Origin of the sequence: Roseomonas sp. OT10, from assembly GCF_020991085.1 — a bacterium.
Classification (GTDB): Bacteria; Pseudomonadota; Alphaproteobacteria; order Acetobacterales; family Acetobacteraceae; genus Roseomonas; species Roseomonas cutis.
In genome coordinates, this window is the sequence record NZ_CP087719.1 from 5068161 (window position 1) to 5086899 (window position 18739).

Consider the following 18739-nt stretch of genomic DNA (forward strand, 5'->3'; position numbering starts at 1 on the left):
ACCAACCAGTTACTTATGGCGATCCTCCCAAGGGGACGCCGAGGAGGATTTGATGTCCACGAGAAGGCAGATGCTGTCCGCCGGCCTCGGGCTCGGCCTTGGCGCACCGTTCCTGCTTCCCGAAGCCGCGCGCGCCCAGGCGGCGGTGCGCCTGCGGACCTTCTGGTGGGGATCGCGGGAGCGGTCCGACCGCACCATGAAGGCGAACGCCCTCTTCACCGCGCGCTACCCGCACGTGACGGTGGACGGGGAAAGCGTCGGCTGGGGCGACTACTGGACGAAGCTCGCGACGCAGACCGTGGGCCGCAACGCGCCCGACATGTTCCAGATGGACTATCGCTACCTGTTCGAATACGCGCGCCGCAACGCGCTGCTGGAGCTGGACCGCTTCATCCCCGCGACGCTGGACATCGGCGGCTGGGACAAGGCGGGGCTCGACGTGGGCCGGGCCAACGGCAAGCTCTATGGCGTCAACCTGGGCAACAATGCCAGCACGACGATCTACAACCGCACCCTGCTGACCGAGCTGGGCATCGCCGAGCCGAGCCCGGAGACCACCTGGGAGCAGCTGGTGGCGAAGGGCGAGGAGATCACCCGCAAGGTGAACCGCCCCGACTTCTACGGCCTGGCCGACGGCACCGACCGCGAGCCGATGTTCGAGTACTTCCTGCGCCAGAAGGGCAGGCCGCTCTACACGGCGGAGGAGAAGCTGGGCTTCGGCGTGGCGGAGGCCGAGGAGTGGCTGACCTTCTGGTCCGACGCGCGCAAGCGCAAGGCCTGCGTCCCCGCCGACATCCAGGCGCTGGACAAGGACACGATCGAGACCAACCCGCTCTCGCTCGGCCGCGCGGCCATCGCCTACCCGCATTCCAACCAGCTCGTCGGCTACCAGCAGATCAACCGCAACAAGCTGGCCATCACCACCCTGCCGAACGGGGGGCCGGGCGCGAAGCCGGGCCACTACCTGAAGCCGTCGCAGTTCTTCAGCATCTATGCGCGCACGCCCCGGGCGGAGGAGGCGGTGAAGCTGCTGAACTTCTTCGTCACCGATCCGGAGGCCGCCAAGGCGCTGGGCGTGGAGCGCGGCGTGCTGGTCGATCCGCGGCAGCGCGCGGCGCTGGACGGCAGCCTGGACGAGCTGGGCAAGATGCAGGTCGCCTATATCGACCTCGTCACCCCCCTGGCCGGGCCGATCCCGCCACCGCCGCCGAAGGGCGCGGGCGAGATCGCCTTCCTGCTGCGCCGCATCGGCGAGCAGGTGGGCTTCGGCCGCCAGACCCCGCGCGTGGCGGCGCAGCAGTTCGTCTCCGAGGCCAACGACATCCTCAGCCGTGGCTGACGCCGTGCCCGCCTTCCGCTTCGCGGTCATCGCGCCGAACCACGACCACATCAACGGCCAGGTCCGCGCGATGCGCGACGCGGGCGGCGCGCCGGTGGGCTTCTTCGCGGCGGAGGACGACGTCGCCGCGACCTTCGCCGCCCACCACCCGGACATCCCCCGGGTGGAGGACGAGCGCCGGCTGCTGGAGGACCCCTCCGTCGCGCTGATCGTCAGCGCCGGCATCCCGGGCGACCGGGCGGCGCTGGGGCTGCGCGCGATGCGGCACGGCAAGGACTACCTCTCCGACAAGCCGGGCATGGTCTCGCTCGACGAGCTGGCCGAGGTGCGGCGGGTGCAGGCGGAGACGGGGCGGATCTATTCCATCCTCTACTCCGAGCATTTCGAGCAGCGCGCCACGGTGCAGGCGGGCGAGCTGGTCCGCGCCGGCGCCATCGGGCAGGTGGTCAACACCGTCGGCCTCGGCCCGCACCGCCTGCGCAAGCCCAGCCGGCCGGGCTGGTTCTTCGAGCGGGCGCGCTATGGCGGCATCCTATGCGACATCGCCAGCCACCAGTGCGAGCAGTTCCTGTTCTTCGCCGACACGACGGAAGCGGAGGTGCTCTCTGCCACGATCGGCAACCATGCCAATGCGGACCGGCCGGGGCTGCAGGATTTCGGCGACTTCCACCTGCGCGGCGGCGGCGCCACCGGTTATGTCCGGGTGGACTGGTACACGCCGGACGGGCTGCCGGTCTGGGGCGACGGGCGGCTGACCATCCTCGGCACCGAGGGGTACATCGAGCTGCGGAAATACGTGGACATCGCCGGGCGGCCGGGCGGCGACCACCTGTTCCTGGTGGACCGGCAGGGCATGCGGCACATCGACTGCTCGGGGGTGGAGCTGCCTTTCGGCCGGCAGTTCGCCGCCGACCTGCGCGACCGCACAGAGACGGCGATGCCGCAGGCGCGCTGTTTCAAGGCGATGGAGCTGGCGCTGACGGCCCAAAGGATGGCCGAGGCGATGACGGAAGGGCAGCGCGCGTGACGCGGCACAGGGTGGCCGTGGTGGGCTGCGGCATCGGCCGCAACCACATGCTGGAAGGCTACCTGCCGCACCGCGACCGCTTCGAGGTGGTGGCGGTCTGCGACCTGAACCCGGAGCGGCTGCGCCCCTTCGCCACCGAGTTCGGCATCCCGCGCGCGGTGACCGACTTCGCCGAGGTGCTGCGGATGCCCGACGTGGCGGTGGTGGACATCTGCACCCCGCCCGCCGTGCACAAGCCGATGATGCTGGCGGCGCTGGAGGCGGGCAAGCAGGTGATCTGCGAGAAGCCGCTGGTCGGCAGCCTGCGCGACGCGGACGAGGTGATCGCGGCCGAGGCCCGCGCCCGCGGCCGGGTGATGCCGATCTTCCAGTACCGCTGGGGCGACGGCGTGGCGCGGGCGAAGGCGATCATCGATGCGGGGATCGCGGGGAAGCCCCATCTCGGCACGGTGGAGACCGCTTGGCTGCGCGGCGCCGACTACTACGCCGTGCCCTGGCGCGGGAAGTGGGAGACGGAGCTGGGCGGCACGCTGGTCACCCATGCCATCCACCCGCACGACCTGCTCTGCGAGCTGATGGGCGAGGTCGGCAGCGTCTTTGCCGAGACGGCGACGCGGGTGAACGACATCCAGGTGGAGGACTGCGCCGTCGCCTCGCTGGTGATGCGCTCGGGCGCGCTGGTCGCGCTCTCCGCCACCATCGGCTCGCAGGTGCAGATCACCCGGCTGCGGCTGTGCTTCGAGAACGTCACCTTCGAGAGCACCCTCTCCCCCTACCGTCCCGGCGACGGCCCCTGGACGATCACCGCGGCGGGCCCGGCGGTGCAGGCGCGGATCGACGCGCTGCTGGAGGGCTGGGAGGAGGTACCGCCGCGCTTCGAGGGGCAGATGCGCGCCTATGCCGAGGCGCTGGACAGCGGCGGCCCGCTGCCCGTCACCCTGGCCGATGCGCGGCGCTCGCTGGAGCTGCTGACGGCGCTGTACCACTCCGCCGCCACCGGCAGCCGGGTGACGCTGCCGATCGGGCCGGAGCACCCGCGCTACGGCGGCTGGCAGCCGCGATAGGCGTCACCGCCCGGGCAGCGGGTCCCCTGCCACGGGACAGGCCGCGGGCGGCGTCACGACGGCCCGGTGACCTGCCCGCCCTGCGGTGCCGGCGGCTCCACGGCGCTCCAGCCGGTCGCCTGGTCCAGGCCGCGGACCTGTCGCCTGATGGCGCGCAGGAGGTCCTTCATGCTGGGCCGGTTGGCCGGCGTGGCCAGGACGATCTGGCGCGAGAAGACGGGGTCCACGATCAGCGAGGCCTGCAGCAGCCCGCGTTCGATCTCCAGCCGCACCGAGGTGGCCGGGAGGATCGTCGCCCCGACGCCGCTCATGACCAGTTCCAGCAGGGAGGCGAAGCCGTCGCATTCCGCGCGGATGCGCAGCTCGATCCCGTTGCGCATGGCCCAGAGCGTGGCCTGCTGCCGCAGCCCGTGCTGCCGACCCGGCAGCACCAGGGCGTGCGCCGTCAGCCCGGCGGCCGGCACGGTGGCCGGCGCCCTCTCCCCGCCGGCCCGCCGGATGAGGTGCATGGGCTCGCTGATCAGCGGCTCGGCGGACAGCCGCTGCGACGCTTCCGTGGCGTAGAGCAGGGCGACGTCCAGGCGACTGTCCGCCAGCCACTCCAGCAGGTGGCCGTTGCAGGCGTCGGTGAAGCGGAGGCCGATGCCCGGATGCGCCGCCTCCAGCGCGGCCGCCAGCGGCGCGGCGAGGATGCGGCTGAGGCTGGCCGGCATGCCGATGCTCGCCGCGGTCAGCCCGCCCCGCGCCATCACCTCCGCCCGCGCCTCGGCGATCTGGGTCAGGATCGTGGTGGCGCGGGTATAGAGCCGGCGCCCGGCCTCGGTCAGCACCACGCCGCGGCCGTTGCGGTACAGCAGGGTGGTGTTGAGGTCCGTCTCCAGGTCGCGGATATGCCGGCTCAGCGCCGGCTGCGGGCGGCCGAGCAGGATGGCGGCCTGCGAGAAGCTGCCGGCGTCCACGACCTTCACGAAGCATTCGAGGTCGCGCTGGTTCATCGCCGCGTTCCCTGGAAGCGGGCGGGATGATGCCGCCGGGCCGCGTCGGGCCGCAACATGTCCCGCCGGGGCGGCACGGCGGGCCGCACCGGGCCGGCGGGGGCGAGGAGGCCGAGGGCCGTCAGACGGTGATGCGCAGCCGCTGCTGCCCGGCCTTGCCGGCGCCGCGATAGGCGATGACCTCCAGCTCGACCTTGTAGATGTCGCTCGCGAGCGGCGTGCAGAGCGTGGTCGAGGTCGGGTCGATGCCCTGGAAGGCGCGGGCGAAGGCCTCGCCGACCTTGTCCTTGTCCTCGCGGTTGGGGATGTGCTTCACCACCTTCACGATGTCGGCCATGGTCGCGCCGACCGAGGCCAGGGCGCGCTCGATGTTCTGCAGCGCCTTCGTGCATTGCTCGCCCGCATCGGGCGAGATCTGACGGGTCGCGTAGTCGATGCCGGCGGTGTTGGACACGAAGATCAGGTCGCCCACCGCCACGATGCGCGAGTAGTTCTGGGAATCCTCGAACTTGCTGCCGGACTTGACCTTGACGACGTCGACCATGGGGGAATCTGTCCTCTCCGGATAGGTCGCGAGCCTAGCGGCCGGCCGGCCCGGGGATCAGCGCCGCCGAGCCAATAACAGCTATCACGCCGCCGCTTCGGCGATCTCCTCCGCCCGGATGCAGGCGACGCGCTGCCCGTTCCCGCCGAAGGGACGCAGCTCCGGCACCGTCTCCGCGCAGGCGTCGCGCGCATGGGCGCAGCGGGTGCGGAAGACGCAGCCCGATGGCGGGTTGGCCGGGCTGGGCGGGTCGCCCGGCAGCAGGATGCGCGCCGTCCGCCGCGACGGGTCGAGCATCGGCGTCGCCGAGATCAGCGCCCGGCTGTAGGGATGCGCCGGCCGGGCGAAGACCTGGCGCGACGGTCCCTCCTCCATCACCCGGCCGAGATACATCACCACCACCCGGTCGCAGAGGCTGGCCACCACCGGCAGGTCGTGGCTGATGAACAGCATCGCGAGCGACAGCTCGCGCCGCAGCTCGGCCAGCAGTTGCAGCACCTGGGCCTGGATGGAGACGTCCAGCGCCGAGACCGGCTCGTCCAGCACCAGGAATTCGGGCTGCGTGGCCAGGGCGCGCGCGATGCCGATGCGCTGCCGCTGCCCGCCCGAGAACTCGTGCGGGAAGCGCTGCCCGTGCGCCGGATCGAGCCCCACCTGCGCCAGCAGCGCCGCCACCCGCGCCGGGCGCTCGGCCGCGGGCGCCAGCCCGTGGATCGCGAGGCCGTCGGCGATCTGCTCGCCCACCCGCCGGCGCGGGTCGAGGCTGCCGAACGGGTCCTGGAACACCAGCCCCATCCGCCGCCGCAGCCGCCGCCACTCCGTGCCGGAGATCCCCTCCATGGCCTGGCCGTCGAAGCGCATGGTGCCGCCCGTCGCCGGCAGCAGGCCCAGCAGCAGGCGGCCGAGCGTGCTCTTGCCCGAGCCGCTCTCGCCCACCACCCCCAGCGCCTCGCCGCGCGCCACGCTCACGTCGATCCGCCGCACCGCTTGCACCGGCTTGCCGCGCCGCAGCATGCCGCGCGCCGGGAAGGTCTTGGCGAGCTCCCTGGCCTCGATCAGCGCCTCGCTCATGCGGTGGACTCCCCGGCCCCCGGGGGAAAGGCTTCGCCTCGCCCCCGATACCCCCACTCCGCCGGGACCCTGCGGGCCCTGGACCCAGGGGGTGCTGCCGCGGGACAGCCTGCGACGAGGTCGATGCGCCCGAGGCCATGGGCCTCCGGCGTATTCGGGCGCCTCGCCCGCTGCCGGCATTCGTCTGTTCCTGGGCCCCGCCTGACCGCGCGCCCTCCGGCTTCAGTTCGCAGGCCTGCACCTTGCCACGCGGCGCCGGCCTCCCGCCGGGGTCCGGGGGCCGGGGCGCCCCCGGCGGAGGGGGTATCGGGGGCTCGACGCGCTGCGTCGGGGCCTCCGCCGGGGGCCGGTGCCGCCCTCACGCCACCGCCTCCGGCACCGCGGCCAGCGCGTGCCAGCGGATGCAGCGCACCTCGCGACCGGCGCCGGGCGCCTCCAGCGCGGGCGGGGCGGCGGAGCAGGCGGCGATGGCATGCGGGCAGCGCGGCGCGAAGCGGCAACCGGGCGGGAGGGCGTAGGGGGGCGGCACCACGCCCGGAATCCCCGCGGGCAGCTCGTCGCCCTCGGGCACCGCGGCCAGCAGGGCGCGGGTGTAGGGGTGCAGCGGCCGCTCGAAGACCTCGGCCACGCTGCCCTGCTCGACGATCTGGCCGGCATACATCACCGCGACGCGGTCCGCGATCTCCGCCACCACGCCCAGGCTGTGGGTGATGAAGACCATCGCCGTGCCCGTCTCCCGCTGCAGGGCGCGCAGCAGGTCGAGGATCTGCGCCTGCACCGTCACGTCCAGCGCCGTGGTCGGCTCGTCGCAGATCAGCAGCTTCGGCCGGTTGGCGAGGCCCATGGCGATCATCACGCGCTGGCGCATGCCGCCCGACATCTCGTGCGGGAAGGCGCGCAGGCGGCGGGCGGGATCGGCGATGCCGACCTGCCGGAACAGCGCCTCGGCCAGCGCGCGCGCCTCGGCGGCGGGCAGGCCCTGGTGCGCCTGGATCGCCTCGATCACCTGGTCGCCGACGCGGTGGACGGGGTTCAGGCTGCTCATCGGGTCCTGGAAGACCATGGCCATGGCGCCGCCCCGCAACCTGCGCAGCGTCGCCTCCTCCGTCCGCAGCAGGTCGCGGCCGCCGAACCAGGCCTCGCCCGCCACCGGCACGGCGACGGGCGGCAGCAGCCCCATCACCGCGGTCGCGGTGACGGACTTGCCCGAGCCGCTCTCGCCCACCACGGCCAGGGTCTCGCCGGCACGGACGGAGAGGGAGACGTCCTGCACCGGGCGGATCGGGCCGCGCGGGGTGGCGATCTCCACCGTCAGGCCGCGCACCTCCAGCACCGTCTCCGCCGCGGCGGGGGCGCGCGGCGCGGGGAGCAGCCCGGGCAGGAGCCGCTCGGCCAGGCGCAGCGGCCGGTGGCCGGACGGGGTGCGCGGGTCCACCGCGTCGCGCAGCGCGTCGCAGAGCAGGTTCATCGCCAGGATGGTCAGGGTCAGCGCCAGGCAGGGCCAGAGCAGCAGCAGCGGCGCCTGCTCCATGGTGGCCCGCGCGCCGCGGATCATCAGCCCCCAGGAGGGGGCGGGCGGCACCACGCCCAGGCCGAGGAAGGAGAGCCCGCTCTCCAGCACCACCGCCGCCGCGACGGCCAGCGAGAACTGCACCAGCACCGGTCCGGCCACGTTGGGCAGAACGGTGCGCAGCAGGATGCGCCCGGTGGGGGCGCCCAGCGCCCGGACGGCTTCCACGTAGTCGTGCTCGCGGGCCGAGAGCACCTCCGCATAGGTCACGCGGGCGAAGCCGGGCAGGTAGAGCACGGAGAGCACCAGCACCAGCGTGCCCGCCCCGGGCCCGGCGAGGGTGACCACCAGCAGCGCCAGCAGCACGGGCGGGAAGCACAGGATCACGTCCATGCTGCGCACCGCCAGGACCTCGCCCAGGCCGCGGAACCAGCCGCCCAGCAGGCCGAGCGCCGTGCCCAGCACCCCCGCGATCAGCGCCGAGGCGAAGGCGACGGACAGGCTGGTGCGCGCGCCCCAGACGAGGCGGGAGAGCACGTCGCGGCCGAACTCGTCCCGCCCCAGCGGACTGCCCAGCATGGGGCCGGCGAGGCGGCGGGCGATGTCCTGCCGCACCGGGTCGGGCAGGCCCAGCAGCGGCGCCGCCAGCGCCAGCAGGATGATCAGGGCGACCGCGCCGCCGGGAAGCCAGAGCCTGCGCATCTCAGGCCGCCCGGATGCGCGGGTCGAGCGCGGCATAGAGCAGGTCCGTCACCAGGTTGATCAGCAGGAACAGGCCCGAGATGACCAGCACGATGCCCACCACCATCGGATAGTCCCGCGCCTCCACCGCGCGCAGCAACGGGGTGGAGAGGCCGGGCCAGTTGAAGACGTACTCGACCAGCACCGTGCCGCCGAGCAGCGAGCCCATCTGCAAGGCCAGCACCGTCAGCACGGGCGTAAGCGAATTCCGGACCACGTGGCGCAGCAGGATGCGGCGCGGCGCCAGCCCCTTGGCCCGGGCGGTGCGGATGAAGTCCTTGCCCAGCGTGTCCAGCACCGCGGCGCGCGTCATGCGGAAGACCACCGCCGCCATCCCCTTGGCGATGGCGATGGCCGGCAGGGCGAGCAGGGTCAGGTGCTGCGCCGGGTCGCGGGCCAGGGGCACGTAGCCGCCGGCGGGCATGACGCGCAGCATCTGCGCCAGCACCAGCACCAGCAGCGTGCCCACCACGAAGACCGGCAGGGCCAGGAGGAAGGCCGCCACGGCCGAGGCGATGCGGTCGAAGGCGCTGCCCCGGTGCAGCGCCGCGGCGATGCCGGCCGGCATGCCGACCAGCAGGGCCAGCACCGTGCCGGCGAGGATCAGCTCCAGCGTGCGCGGCAGGCGGAGCGCGATCTCCTGTGCCACCGGGTAGTCGTCCACCAGCGAGGTGCCGAGATCCCCCCGCAGCAACCCGCCGAGGAAGCTGCCGTACTGCTCCAGCAACGGCCGTTCCAGCCCCAGCCGCTCGCGCAGCTCCGCCACCGCGGCCGGGTCGGGGGCGCCGCCGGCGGAGAGCAGCAGCTCCGCCGGGTCGCCCGGGACCATGTGCAGCGACAGGAAGACGATGCTGCTGACCAGCCAGAGCAGGGCCAGGGCGATGCCGATCCGGCGCAGCACCCAGAGCATCAGCCGCGCCCCGCCCCCGCCGGGAGCGGCTCAGCCAAGGGTCACGTCCTCCAGCGTGATGCCGGAGTTGAAGTTCAGCCCGCCCGGCAGGCCCCTGAAGCCCTGCACGTCCTTCGCCATCGCATAGCCCTGCGCGCGCCAGGCGAGGCCGACCAGGGCGCAGTCCTGCAGCGCCTGCGCCTCCAGCCGCGCATAGATCTCCTTGCGCTTCGCCGCGTCGAACTCCCGCCGTCCCTCGGCGAAGAGCTGGTGCACCTCCGGTGTGGGGATGTTCATGCTGCGCACGGTGCTGGGGGGCAGGGTGCCGTCGAGCAGGGTGGAGAGCCCGTCCGGGTCGTTGTTGTCCGCCGTGCTGCCCTGGATGAAGAAGTCGTACTGGCCGCGCCCGCCGCGGGCCACGCGCGTCGCCCAGTCCGGCATGCTCAGTTCTACCTTGACGCCGATCTCGGCCAGGTGCTGCTGCACGATCTCGGCGGTGGACTTGTGCATGCCGTACTGCGCGGTGGAGAGGAGCTGGGCGGAGAAGCCGTCCGCGAGCCCTGCCTGGGACAGCAGCGCCTTCGCCTTGCCCGGGTCATGGGCGAAGTGACGGCTGCGCGCCGCGTCGAAGAAGGGGCTGCTGTCGATCAGCGGCACGCCGGCCAGCGGCGCGCCGCGGCCGAAGAACACCGCCTGCACGATCTCCTCGCGCCGGATGGCATAGGCGCAGGCCTGGCGCACCAGCGGGTTGTCGAAGGGCTTGCGCGCGCCGTTGAAGCCCATCCACATGAAGGGGCCGTTCTGGTTGTCCAGCTTCAGCTGCGGGTCGGCCTCGATCGAGGCCATCGCCTCCCAGGGGACGTACTCGATGATGTCCACGTCCCCCGCCCGCAGCGCGGCGACGCGCAGGTTCTCGTCCGCATAGGCGACGAAGCGCAGGTTGCGGATCTTCGGCAGGCCGGGGCGGTAGAAACGCGGGTTGGCCTCCAGGTCGACGGAGGTGCCGCGCTCCTGCGCCTTGACGGTGTAGGGGCCGGCACCGATCCCGACGCCGTCGCGGCCCAGCGAGTCCTTGGCCACGATCGGCACGTGCGGATGCGCCAGCCATTCCGGCAGGACGATCGTCGGCTCCTTCATCACGACGATGACGGTGCGCGCATCGGGCGTCTCCACGCGCTCGATCTCGCGGAACTGCCCGGCGAAGGGCGAGACGGAACGCTCCGCCGCGACCTGCTCCAGCGTCCAGCGGACGTCCTCGGCGGTCACCGGCTTGCCGTTGTGGAACACCGCCTCGCGCAGCTTGAAGCGCCAGCCGGTCGGGCCCTGCGGCTCCCAGCTCTCGGCCAGCTCCGCCCGCACCTTGCCGGCGGCATCATAGGAGAGCAGGCCGCGATGGGTCTGCAGCTTCACCGTCAGCGCGGCGGTGCCGGCGGGGGCGAAGGCCTGCAGGTTGGGCGGGTAGCTGGAGAGGCCGAAGACGAGCGTGTTCGGCACGCGTGCCGCGCGGACGGTCCGGGGCAGGGCGAGACCCGCCCCCATGGCCATGGCGGAGCCCAGGAGGGCGCGACGGGTCGGAAGCATGCTGTCTCCTTGGTCCGGGCGGGGGCCGGGTCGGGGCGTGTCAGGCGGCCAGTCGCTGGCTCCGGTTGAAGCGGCTCAGCCGGTAGGGCTCGGCATCCACCACCGGGGTGGCGCCGGTCACGAGGTCCGCCATCAGCCGTCCCGCGCCGGGGCCGATGCCGAAGCCGTGGCCGGAGAAGCCGGTCGCCATGAAGAAGCCGGGGATCGCATCGACGGCGGAGATCACCGGCACGGCATCCGGCGTCACGTCGATCAGCCCGCCCCAGCGCTCCACCTCGTGCATCGCCTTGAAGGCGGGGAAGGCGGCGGGGAGGAGGCGCTTGGCCTCGTCGATCAGCCCGGCATTCGGCTCAGGGTCAAGGACGCGCACGCGCTCGAAAGGCGACTGCTCGTCCATCCGCCAGCGGCGCGGCGTGTTCCATTCGGTGAGGAACTGCGAGCCGACGCGCAGCCGCAGCTCGCGCCAGGACTTCACCAGGGTCGGCGCGAAATCGGCGAAGAGGCGGAAGCTGTCGGGCGTGAGGACGGAGATGCTGGCATTGCGCCGGGAGACGGTGTAGCCGCCGTCCAGCCGCTTGCGGAAGCCGAAATGGTTGCTGCCGGCGCTGACCTCGGGCGCGCCCGGCACCGGGCCGGTGCGGAAGACGCTGCCCAGGATCTTGAGCTGCGGCAGGTCGATCCCCGCATTGCCGGCGAAGAGCCGCGACCAGGCCCCGCCCGCCAGCACGACGCTGTCGCAGGCGATCCGCCCGCGCTCCGTCACCACCGCGTCCACGCGGCCGCCCTTGGTCTCGATGCCGCGCACGGCGCAGCCGGTCAGGATGGTGGCGCCCCGCGCCGCGGCGCCGGCGGCGATGGCGGGCGCCGCCTTGGTCGGCTCCGCCCGCCCGTCGCCGGGATTGTACAGGGCCCCGACATAGGGCCGCGCGGCCCCGGGCACGACGCGGTCGATGTCCTGGCCGCGCAGGAGCTGGGTGTGGACCTGGTAGGGGCGCGCCTTCTCCTGCCAGGCCTCGTAGTCGGCGACCTCCTTCTCCGTGTCGCAGAGATAGGCGATGCCGCATTCGCGGAACCCGGTCTCCGCCCTGGTCATCTCGTTCATGCGGTGCCACAGCTTCAGGCTTTCCAGCCCTAGCGGGATCTCGCGCTCGTCGCGGCCCATCACCCGCGTCCATCCCCAGTTCCGGCTGGACTGCTCGCCGCCGATGACGCCCTTCTCGCACAGCACCACGGGCACGCCGCGGTCCGCGAGGAACAGCGCGGTGGAAACGCCCGCGATGCCGCCGCCGATCACCACGACGGAGGTCCGCGCCGGAATCTCCTCGCTGCCCTGGAACCGGTCCACCTGTGGCGCCATGCGGCCGTCATCCTCGTCGGGGAAGGGGTCGTTACGTGACCGGGGGATTGGGCGGCAGGAGGCGCCATGCTGTCCAGCGTATAGTTGTTATGGGAATTTCGTGGCGTCCCTTCGCGCCGGCCCCTGCCTAGGCTTCGCCGCCGACCGACGGAGGAGTTCTGCATGGCTTGGCGCATCGGCGTGGATTCCGGCGGAACCTTCACGGATATCTGCCTGTTCGACGACAGCTCCGGCCGGGTCGAGGTCTGGAAGGTCTCCTCCACCCCGGCCGACCCGTCCCAGGGCATCGCCGAGGGCGTGGCCGAGGGGATCGGCCGCGTCGGCGGCGATCCGGGCGAGGTCGCCTATTTCGGCCACGGCACCACGGTTGGCACCAACGCGCTGATCCAGCACAGGGGCGTGCGCACCGGCCTGGTCACCACCGACGGCTTCCGCGACCTGCTGGAGCTGGGCCGGCAGAAGCGCCCCGACCTCTACGACATGCAGGCGGACAAGCCCCCCATCCTGGTCGCCCGCGACCTGCGCCTGGGCGTGCCGGAGCGCATCCGCCACGACGGCCGCGTGGAGATCGCGCTGGACGAGCAGGCGGTGCGCGAGGCCGCGCGCGCGCTGAAGGAGGCGGGGGTGGAGGCCATCGCCGTCAGCTTCCTCTACGGCTTCGTCAGCCCCGAGCACGAGGCCCGCGCGCGGGAGATCGTGGCCGAGGTCTGCCCGGAGGCCTTCCTGTGCACCGGCCACGAGGTGGCGCCCGAGTTCCGCGAGTACGAGCGGCTCTCGACGGCGGTGGTGAACGCCTATCTCGGCCCGGTGATGCAGGGCTACATCCGCCGCCTGGCCAACCGCCTGGCGGAGCTGGGCCTGACCGCCACGCCGCACCTGACGCAGTCCAACGGCGGCGTCATCGGCTTCGAGCAGGCCGCGCGCCTGCCGGTCCGCACCGTCCTCTCCGGCCCCTCCACGGGCGTCGTGGCGGCGCAGGAGATCGGCCGCGCCATCGGCATCCCCGACCTGATCACCTTCGACATGGGCGGCACCAGCACGGATGTCGCGCTGCTCCAGGGCGGGCAGTGCCGGCTGACCGGCGAGGCCACGGTGCACGGCTACCCGATCAAGGCGCCGATGCTGGACATCCACACGGTGGGCGCCGGGGGCGGCTCCATCGCCTTCGTTGACAATGGCGGGCTGCTGAAGGTCGGGCCGCGCTCCTGCGGGGCCTTCCCCGGCCCGGTCTGCTACGGCCAGGGCAATGCCGAGCCCGCCACCACCGACGCCAATGTCGTGCTCCAGACGCTGAACCCGGAATACCTGCTGGGCGGGCGCATGAAGGTGGACCAGTCGCTGTCCAGGGCCGCCATCGGGCGCCTCGCCGACCAGCTCGGCATGGAGCTGATGGACACGGCGCAGGGCATCCTGTCCGTCGTGACCGCCAACATGGCCAAGGCGATCCGGGTGATCTCCGTGCAGCGCGGCCACGACCCGCGCGACTACGCGCTCTTCGCCTGCGGCGGCGCCGGGCCGCTGCACGCGGCGCGGCTGGCGCGGGAGCTGGACATCAGCCGCATCGTCGTGCCGCGCAACCCGGGCATCCTCTGCGCCATGGGGCTGCTGCTCACCGACCTGCGCGCCGACTTCGCCGCCACCCGCCTGACCCTGCTGGGCGAAGGCGCCATCCCCGTGCTGGAAGCCGCCTTCGCCGAGCTGGAGACGCAGGCGGAGGCCTGGTTCGAGGAGGAGGGCGTCGCCCCCGCCGAGCGGCGCCTGACCCGCACCGTGGACATGCGCTATGCCGGGCAGAACTACGAGCTGCCGGTGGCCCTGCCGGGGGGAGTGCTGGACGGCACGACCCTGCTCGCGCTGGGCGAGGGCTTCGCCGAGGCGCATCGCCGCCAGTACGGCTTCGTGGCGGAGGGCGAGCCGGTGCAACTCGTCACCTTCCGCATCGAGGCGGTCGGGCTGGTCGCCAAGGCCAGCTTCCAGCCGCAGGCCGATGCCGGGCCGGATGCCTCGGCCGCGGTGATGGGCACGCGCGAGGTCTGGCTGCCGGAGGCCGGCGGCTTCACGCCTTGCCGGATCTACGACCGTGAGCGGCTGCGCTGCGGCAACGTCATCGCCGGCCCGGCCATCGTCGAGCAGATGGACGCCACCACCCTGATCCTGCCGGGGATGACGGCGCGGGTGGAACCCTACCTGAACCTGATCCTGGAGTTCGACGCATGAACGCCCTCCAGCCCCCGCCCCGCCCGGCCGGCGCCAGGCCCGGCACGGCCGCCGTCGACCCGATCACCATCGAGGTGATCGGCTCCGCCCTCTCCTCCATCACCGAGGAGATGGGCGAGGCGCTGGTGCGCGCCAGCTACTCGACCAACATCAAGGAGCGGCGCGACTGCTCCACCGCGCTGTTCGACCTGAAGGGCCAGACGCTCTGCCAGGCCGAGCACATCCCGATGCACCTGGGCTCCTTCCTGGAGTTCATCCCGAACATCCTCAAGCGCCACCCGATCGAGACCATCCGCCCCGGCGACGTCTTCATGGGCAACGACGCCTATGAGGGCGGCGGCACGCACCTGCCCGACATCGTGCTGGCGGAGGCGGTCTTCTTCGAGGATGAGATGGTCGCCTGGGTGATCAACACGGCGCACCATTCCGACTTCGCCGACCGCGGCCACGCCCACATCTACCAGGAGGGCATCCGCCTGCCCCCCGTGCGCCTGTACCGCGAGGGCGTGCTGCAACGCGACGTGGAGGAGATCTTCCTCCTCAACTGCCAGGTGCCGCGCGAGCGCCTCTCCGACCTGCGCGCGCAGATGGCGGCGAACCGGCTGGGCGTGCAGCGGATGCAGTCGCTCTGCGCCAAGTACGGGCGCGACACGGTGCTCGCCGCGGGCGACGCGCTGCAGGACTACGCGGAGCGCAAGATGCGCGCCGGCATCGCGGCGATCCCGGACGGCACCTATGCCGCCACCGACCTGTTCGACGCGGAGGACTGGCCGGGCGAAATCCAGATCGGCTGCGAGATCGCGGTGCGGGGCGACGAGCTGACGCTGTCCTTCGAGAGCCCGGAGCAGGTGCGCGCCGGCTTCAACATGATCTGGACCGCGCTGCTCTCCACCGTCTACTACACGGTCAAGGGCGTGGTGGACCCGACCATCCTGCCCAATGCCGGGCTCGCCCGCCCGATCACGGTGAAGGCTGCGCCGGGGACGGTGCTGAACTGCTCCCACCCCGCGGCCGTGAACGGCCGCATCTCCCTGTGCCAGCGCGTGGTGGACGTGATCCACCTCGCCTTCGCCCAGGTGGTGCCGGAACGGGTGACGGCGGCCTGCAACAGCACCGTGGCCTCGGCGACCTTCAGCGGCACCAACCCCGATGGCAGCATGTGGATCTACCTGGAGACCATCGGCGGCGGCTCCGGCGCGCGGGTCAACAAGGACGGGCTGGACGGGGTGCAGGTCCACATGACCAACACCTCCAACCTGCCGGTGGAGGCGCTGGAGGTGGAGTACCCGCTGACCCTGCTGCGCTACGAGCTGGTGGACGGCTCCGGCGGGGCGGGGCAGTTCGTCGGCGGCATGGGCATCCGCCGCACCTACCGCGCCGACGCGCCCTGCCGCCTGCGCATCTCCATGTCGCGGCTGAACTCGGCGCCCTGGGGCCTGGCCGGCGGCCTGCCCGGCGGCAACGGCAGCGTCAGCATGAACGAGGAGGCGGCACCGCTGGTTGGCGGCAGCGGCGTCATGCGCACGGGCGACATCGTGGACATCATCACCCCCGGCGCCGGCGGCTATGGCCCGCCGGTGCTGCGCGACCGCGCCCGGGTGCAGCGCGACATCGGCGAGCGCCGCTTCACCCCCGCCCTGGCGGAGAGCGTCTTCGGGGCGTGACGCCCGGGAGGGCACGCCGGGCGTGCCCTCCCGGAACCGCCGGCGGGCGGTTCCTCCCGGGGGCCCGGTCCTGCCGGCCATGCCGCCTTGCCGCTCCGGCGAGACGCGCGGCGTCCCGGCCAGGCCGCCGGGGGGCGGGGAGGGGCCGTCTAGGCGGACTTGCCGGCCCACTCCTTGTTGAAGGCCAGCGCCAGCAGCGTGCAGACCGCCCCGGACAGCAGATAGGCGCCGACGGAGAGCAGCCCGAAGGTGCTGGAGAGCAGGAGGGCGGCGAGCGGCGCGAAGCCGGCGCCGATCAGCCAGGACAGGTCGGAGGTGATCGCCGCGCCCGTATACCGGCGCCTGGCGGAGAAGGCGTAGTTGATCGCGCCGGACGACTGCCCGAAGGCCAGGCCGAGCAGCAGGAAGCCGAGGATCAGGTAGATGGCCTCCCCGATGCGGCCCTGGCCCAGCAACTGCGGCGCGAACCCGCTATAGGCCGCGATCAGCACCGCCGACCCGCCGAGAAGCATCCGCCGGCCGATGCGATCGGCGATCAGGCCCGAGGCCAGGATGGCGAGCAGGCCCACCACGGCGCCGATCATCTCGACCATCAGGAAGCGGGCCGGCGTATCCTCGTTGAAGAGCACCGACCAGGACAGTGGGAAGACGGTGACCACGTGGAACATCGCGAAGCTGACGAGGGGCGCGAAGGTGCCGAGCAGGACGGTGCGCCACTCGTGCCGCAGCGTCTCACCCACCGGCGCGGGTTGCAGCGCACGGGATTCGTAGAGGTGCCCGAACTCCGGCGTCGCGACCAGGCGCAAGCGGGCGAAGAGCGCCACGACGTTGATCGCGAAGGCGACGAAGAAGGGATAGCGCCAGCCCCAGCCGAGGAAATCCTCGGTGGAGAGGGTCGTGAGGAAGAAGGCGAACAGCCCGGACGCGACCAGCAGGCCCAGCGGGGCGCCGAGCTGCGGGATCATGGCGTACCAGCCGCGCCGCTCGGGCGGGGCGTTCAGCGACAGCAGGGACGGCAGCCCGTCCCACACCCCGCCCCAGGCCACCCCCTGGCCCAGCCGGAACAGGGCGAGCAGGGCCACCGCCAGGGAGCCGGCCTGCTGGTAGCTCGGCAGGAAGGCCATGCACATCGTCGAGCCGCCGAGCAGGAACAGGGCGATGGTCAGCTTCACGCCGCGGCCGTGCTTGCGGTCGATCGCCATGAAGATGAACGTCCCGACCGGCCTCGCGACGAAGGCCAGGGAGAAGATGGCGAAGGAGTAGAGCGTGCCCGTCAGGGGATCGACGAAGGGGAAGATCAGCGACGGGAAGACCAGCACCGAGGCGATGCCGTAGACGAAGAAGTCGAAGAACTCGCTCGTCCGGCCGACGATGACCCCGATCGCGATCTCGCCGGGCGCGATGCGGTGATCGCGCGCCGTGACGAGGCGGGCGTCCCGCTCCAGCGGCGTTGAACTCGCGGCGGCGTCGGCCTCACTCATCGTCGTACCCCATCCCGGCCCAGGCCCGCATCCGGTCCAGCCCATACTGCCTGAACGAGGCTTCCTGCCCGAATGGGGAGGGGCAGGGGATTGGACAAAATGTCCAATGTTACGCCAGGGTCACAGGCCGGTATGGGCGTCCCATGCGCGAAAAAGGAACGGCGGCGGTGAAGCGCCTCGCCCGTCTGGGCATGTCCTGTCTACTCCTCATGCTCGCCGGGTGCGACATGGTCGTGATGAATCCCACCGGCGACATCGCCATCCAGCAGCGCGACCTGATCCTGATCGCGACGGGGCTGATGCTGCTCATCATCGTGCCGGTGATGGCGCTGACGGTCCTGTTCGCGTGGCGCTACCGGGCCAGCAACCGCAAGGCCACCTACGACCCCAAGTTCGACCACTCCATGTCCCTGGAGCTGGTGATCTGGGCCTGCCCGCTGCTCATCATCATCTGCCTGGGCGCGGTCACCTGGTCGAGCACGCACCTGCTCGACCCCTTCCGGCCCCTGGACCGGATCGCGCCGGGCAAGCCGGTCCCCCCGGGGACCAGGCCGCTCGAGATCCAGGTCGTGGCGATGGACTGGAAGTGGCTGTTCATCTACCCGGAGCAGGGGGTGGCCGCGGTGAACGAGCTGGTCCTGCCCGTCAACGTGCCGGTCCGCTTCCTGATCACCTCCAGCACGCAGATGAACACCTTCTACGCGCCCACCCTGGCGGGGATGATCTACGCCATGCCGGGCATGCGGTCGGAGCTCAACGCCGTGCTGAACGAGCCCGGCGATTCCATGGGCTATTCCGCCAACTACACAGGGGCGGGCTTCTCCCACATGCGCTTCCGGCTGCGCGGCGTGGACCAGGCGGGCTTCGACGGCTGGGTGCAGCAGGCGAGGTCGGGCGGCCCGCTCGGGCAGACCGAGTACCTGGCGCTCGACCGCCCCAGCGAACGGGTTCCCGTGACGCGCTTCGGCTCTGTCCAGGACGGCCTGTTCGACCGGGCGGTCAACCAGTGCGTCGAGCCGGGCAGGCCCTGCGCGGCGGAGGTGATGGCCCGCGACATGGAGCGGGTCCGCGGCGGCGGCGGGCACGCGTCCCATGGCGGCATGAGCATGCCCCCCTCCCACGGCGGCACCCACGGGTCCCCCCCGACGCCCGCGCTGCTGCGGGAGCCGGAGGAGAAGGGGTCCGGCCCGAACATCACCGCCCCGCCCGGCCCCACGGGGCCCGGCCAGCCAACCCCCCACAACTAGCCGTCGGCGGAA

14 protein-coding genes are annotated in these 18739 nt (G+C 72.3%); 6 read left to right on the forward strand and 8 right to left on the reverse strand.

Going from position 1 to position 18739, the window contains the following annotated elements:
- Nucleotides 1-52 precede the first annotated feature (52 nt).
- From LPC08_RS23065 to LPC08_RS23075, 3 genes are read left to right on the forward strand one after another with little or no spacing between them, the layout of a single operon-like run.
- A complete protein-coding gene (locus tag LPC08_RS23065) occupies nucleotides 53-1339 on the forward strand; it encodes an ABC transporter substrate-binding protein (protein ID WP_230450561.1) in 1287 nt (428 codons plus the stop codon).
- On the forward strand, nucleotides 1332-2366 hold the full coding sequence (locus LPC08_RS23070) for a Gfo/Idh/MocA family protein (protein WP_230450562.1): 1035 nt from the start codon (nucleotides 1332-1334) through the stop codon (nucleotides 2364-2366). The genes LPC08_RS23065 and LPC08_RS23070 overlap by 8 nt, the downstream gene beginning before the upstream one ends.
- On the forward strand, nucleotides 2363-3430 hold the full coding sequence (locus LPC08_RS23075; RefSeq protein WP_230450563.1) for a Gfo/Idh/MocA family protein: 1068 nt from the start codon (nucleotides 2363-2365) through the stop codon (nucleotides 3428-3430). The genes LPC08_RS23070 and LPC08_RS23075 overlap by 4 nt, the downstream gene beginning before the upstream one ends.
- A gap of 53 nt (nucleotides 3431-3483) precedes the next feature.
- Here LPC08_RS23075 and LPC08_RS23080 read toward each other — a convergent pair whose 3' ends face one another.
- The 7 genes from LPC08_RS23080 to LPC08_RS23110 form a co-directional block, all read right to left on the reverse strand.
- Entirely contained in the window at nucleotides 3484-4425 is a 942-nt protein-coding gene (locus LPC08_RS23080; RefSeq protein WP_230450564.1) for a LysR family transcriptional regulator, read from the reverse strand.
- A gap of 121 nt (nucleotides 4426-4546) precedes the next feature.
- Entirely contained in the window at nucleotides 4547-4969 is a 423-nt protein-coding gene (locus tag LPC08_RS23085; protein ID WP_230450565.1) for a Rid family hydrolase, read from the reverse strand.
- 84 nt (nucleotides 4970-5053) lie between these two features.
- Complete coding sequence (locus tag LPC08_RS23090; protein ID WP_230450566.1) at nucleotides 5054-6040, reverse strand: ABC transporter ATP-binding protein; 987 nt, start codon at nucleotides 6038-6040, stop codon at nucleotides 5054-5056.
- A 358-nt stretch (nucleotides 6041-6398) separates the two neighbouring features.
- On the reverse strand, nucleotides 6399-8252 hold the full coding sequence (locus LPC08_RS23095; RefSeq protein ID WP_230450567.1) for a dipeptide/oligopeptide/nickel ABC transporter permease/ATP-binding protein: 1854 nt from the start codon (nucleotides 8250-8252) through the stop codon (nucleotides 6399-6401).
- A 1-nt stretch (nucleotide 8253) separates the two neighbouring features.
- Nucleotides 8254-9201: an ABC transporter permease gene (locus LPC08_RS23100; RefSeq protein ID WP_230450568.1), complete on the reverse strand. Its 948-nt coding sequence runs from the start codon at nucleotides 9199-9201 to the stop codon at nucleotides 8254-8256.
- Between the two features lie 30 nt (nucleotides 9202-9231).
- Nucleotides 9232-10761 (reverse strand): ABC transporter substrate-binding protein, encoded by a 1530-nt coding sequence (locus LPC08_RS23105; RefSeq protein ID WP_230450569.1) that lies wholly within the window; start codon nucleotides 10759-10761, stop codon nucleotides 9232-9234.
- Nucleotides 10762-10801: 40 nt separating this feature from the next.
- A complete protein-coding gene (locus tag LPC08_RS23110) occupies nucleotides 10802-12118 on the reverse strand; it encodes an NAD(P)/FAD-dependent oxidoreductase (protein WP_230450570.1) in 1317 nt (438 codons plus the stop codon).
- A 162-nt stretch (nucleotides 12119-12280) separates the two neighbouring features.
- Between LPC08_RS23110 and LPC08_RS23115 the strand changes: the two genes are divergently transcribed.
- Both LPC08_RS23115 and LPC08_RS23120 read left to right on the forward strand, forming a co-directional pair.
- On the forward strand, nucleotides 12281-14335 hold the full coding sequence (locus LPC08_RS23115) for a hydantoinase/oxoprolinase family protein (protein ID WP_230450571.1): 2055 nt from the start codon (nucleotides 12281-12283) through the stop codon (nucleotides 14333-14335).
- Nucleotides 14332-15999 carry a hydantoinase B/oxoprolinase family protein gene (locus LPC08_RS23120; RefSeq protein WP_230450572.1) on the forward strand — a complete coding sequence of 556 codons (1668 nt, stop codon included), beginning with the start codon at nucleotides 14332-14334 and terminating at the stop codon, nucleotides 15997-15999. Before LPC08_RS23115 ends, LPC08_RS23120 begins: the two co-directional genes overlap by 4 nt.
- A gap of 149 nt (nucleotides 16000-16148) precedes the next feature.
- Here LPC08_RS23120 and LPC08_RS23125 read toward each other — a convergent pair whose 3' ends face one another.
- Nucleotides 16149-17480 (reverse strand): MFS transporter, encoded by a 1332-nt coding sequence (locus LPC08_RS23125; RefSeq protein ID WP_230450573.1) that lies wholly within the window; start codon nucleotides 17478-17480, stop codon nucleotides 16149-16151.
- 167 nt (nucleotides 17481-17647) lie between these two features.
- Between LPC08_RS23125 and cyoA the strand changes: the two genes are divergently transcribed.
- Nucleotides 17648-18727: a ubiquinol oxidase subunit II gene (gene cyoA, locus LPC08_RS23130; RefSeq protein ID WP_230450574.1), complete on the forward strand. Its 1080-nt coding sequence runs from the start codon at nucleotides 17648-17650 to the stop codon at nucleotides 18725-18727.
- The last annotated feature ends 12 nt before the right edge of the window (nucleotides 18728-18739 follow it).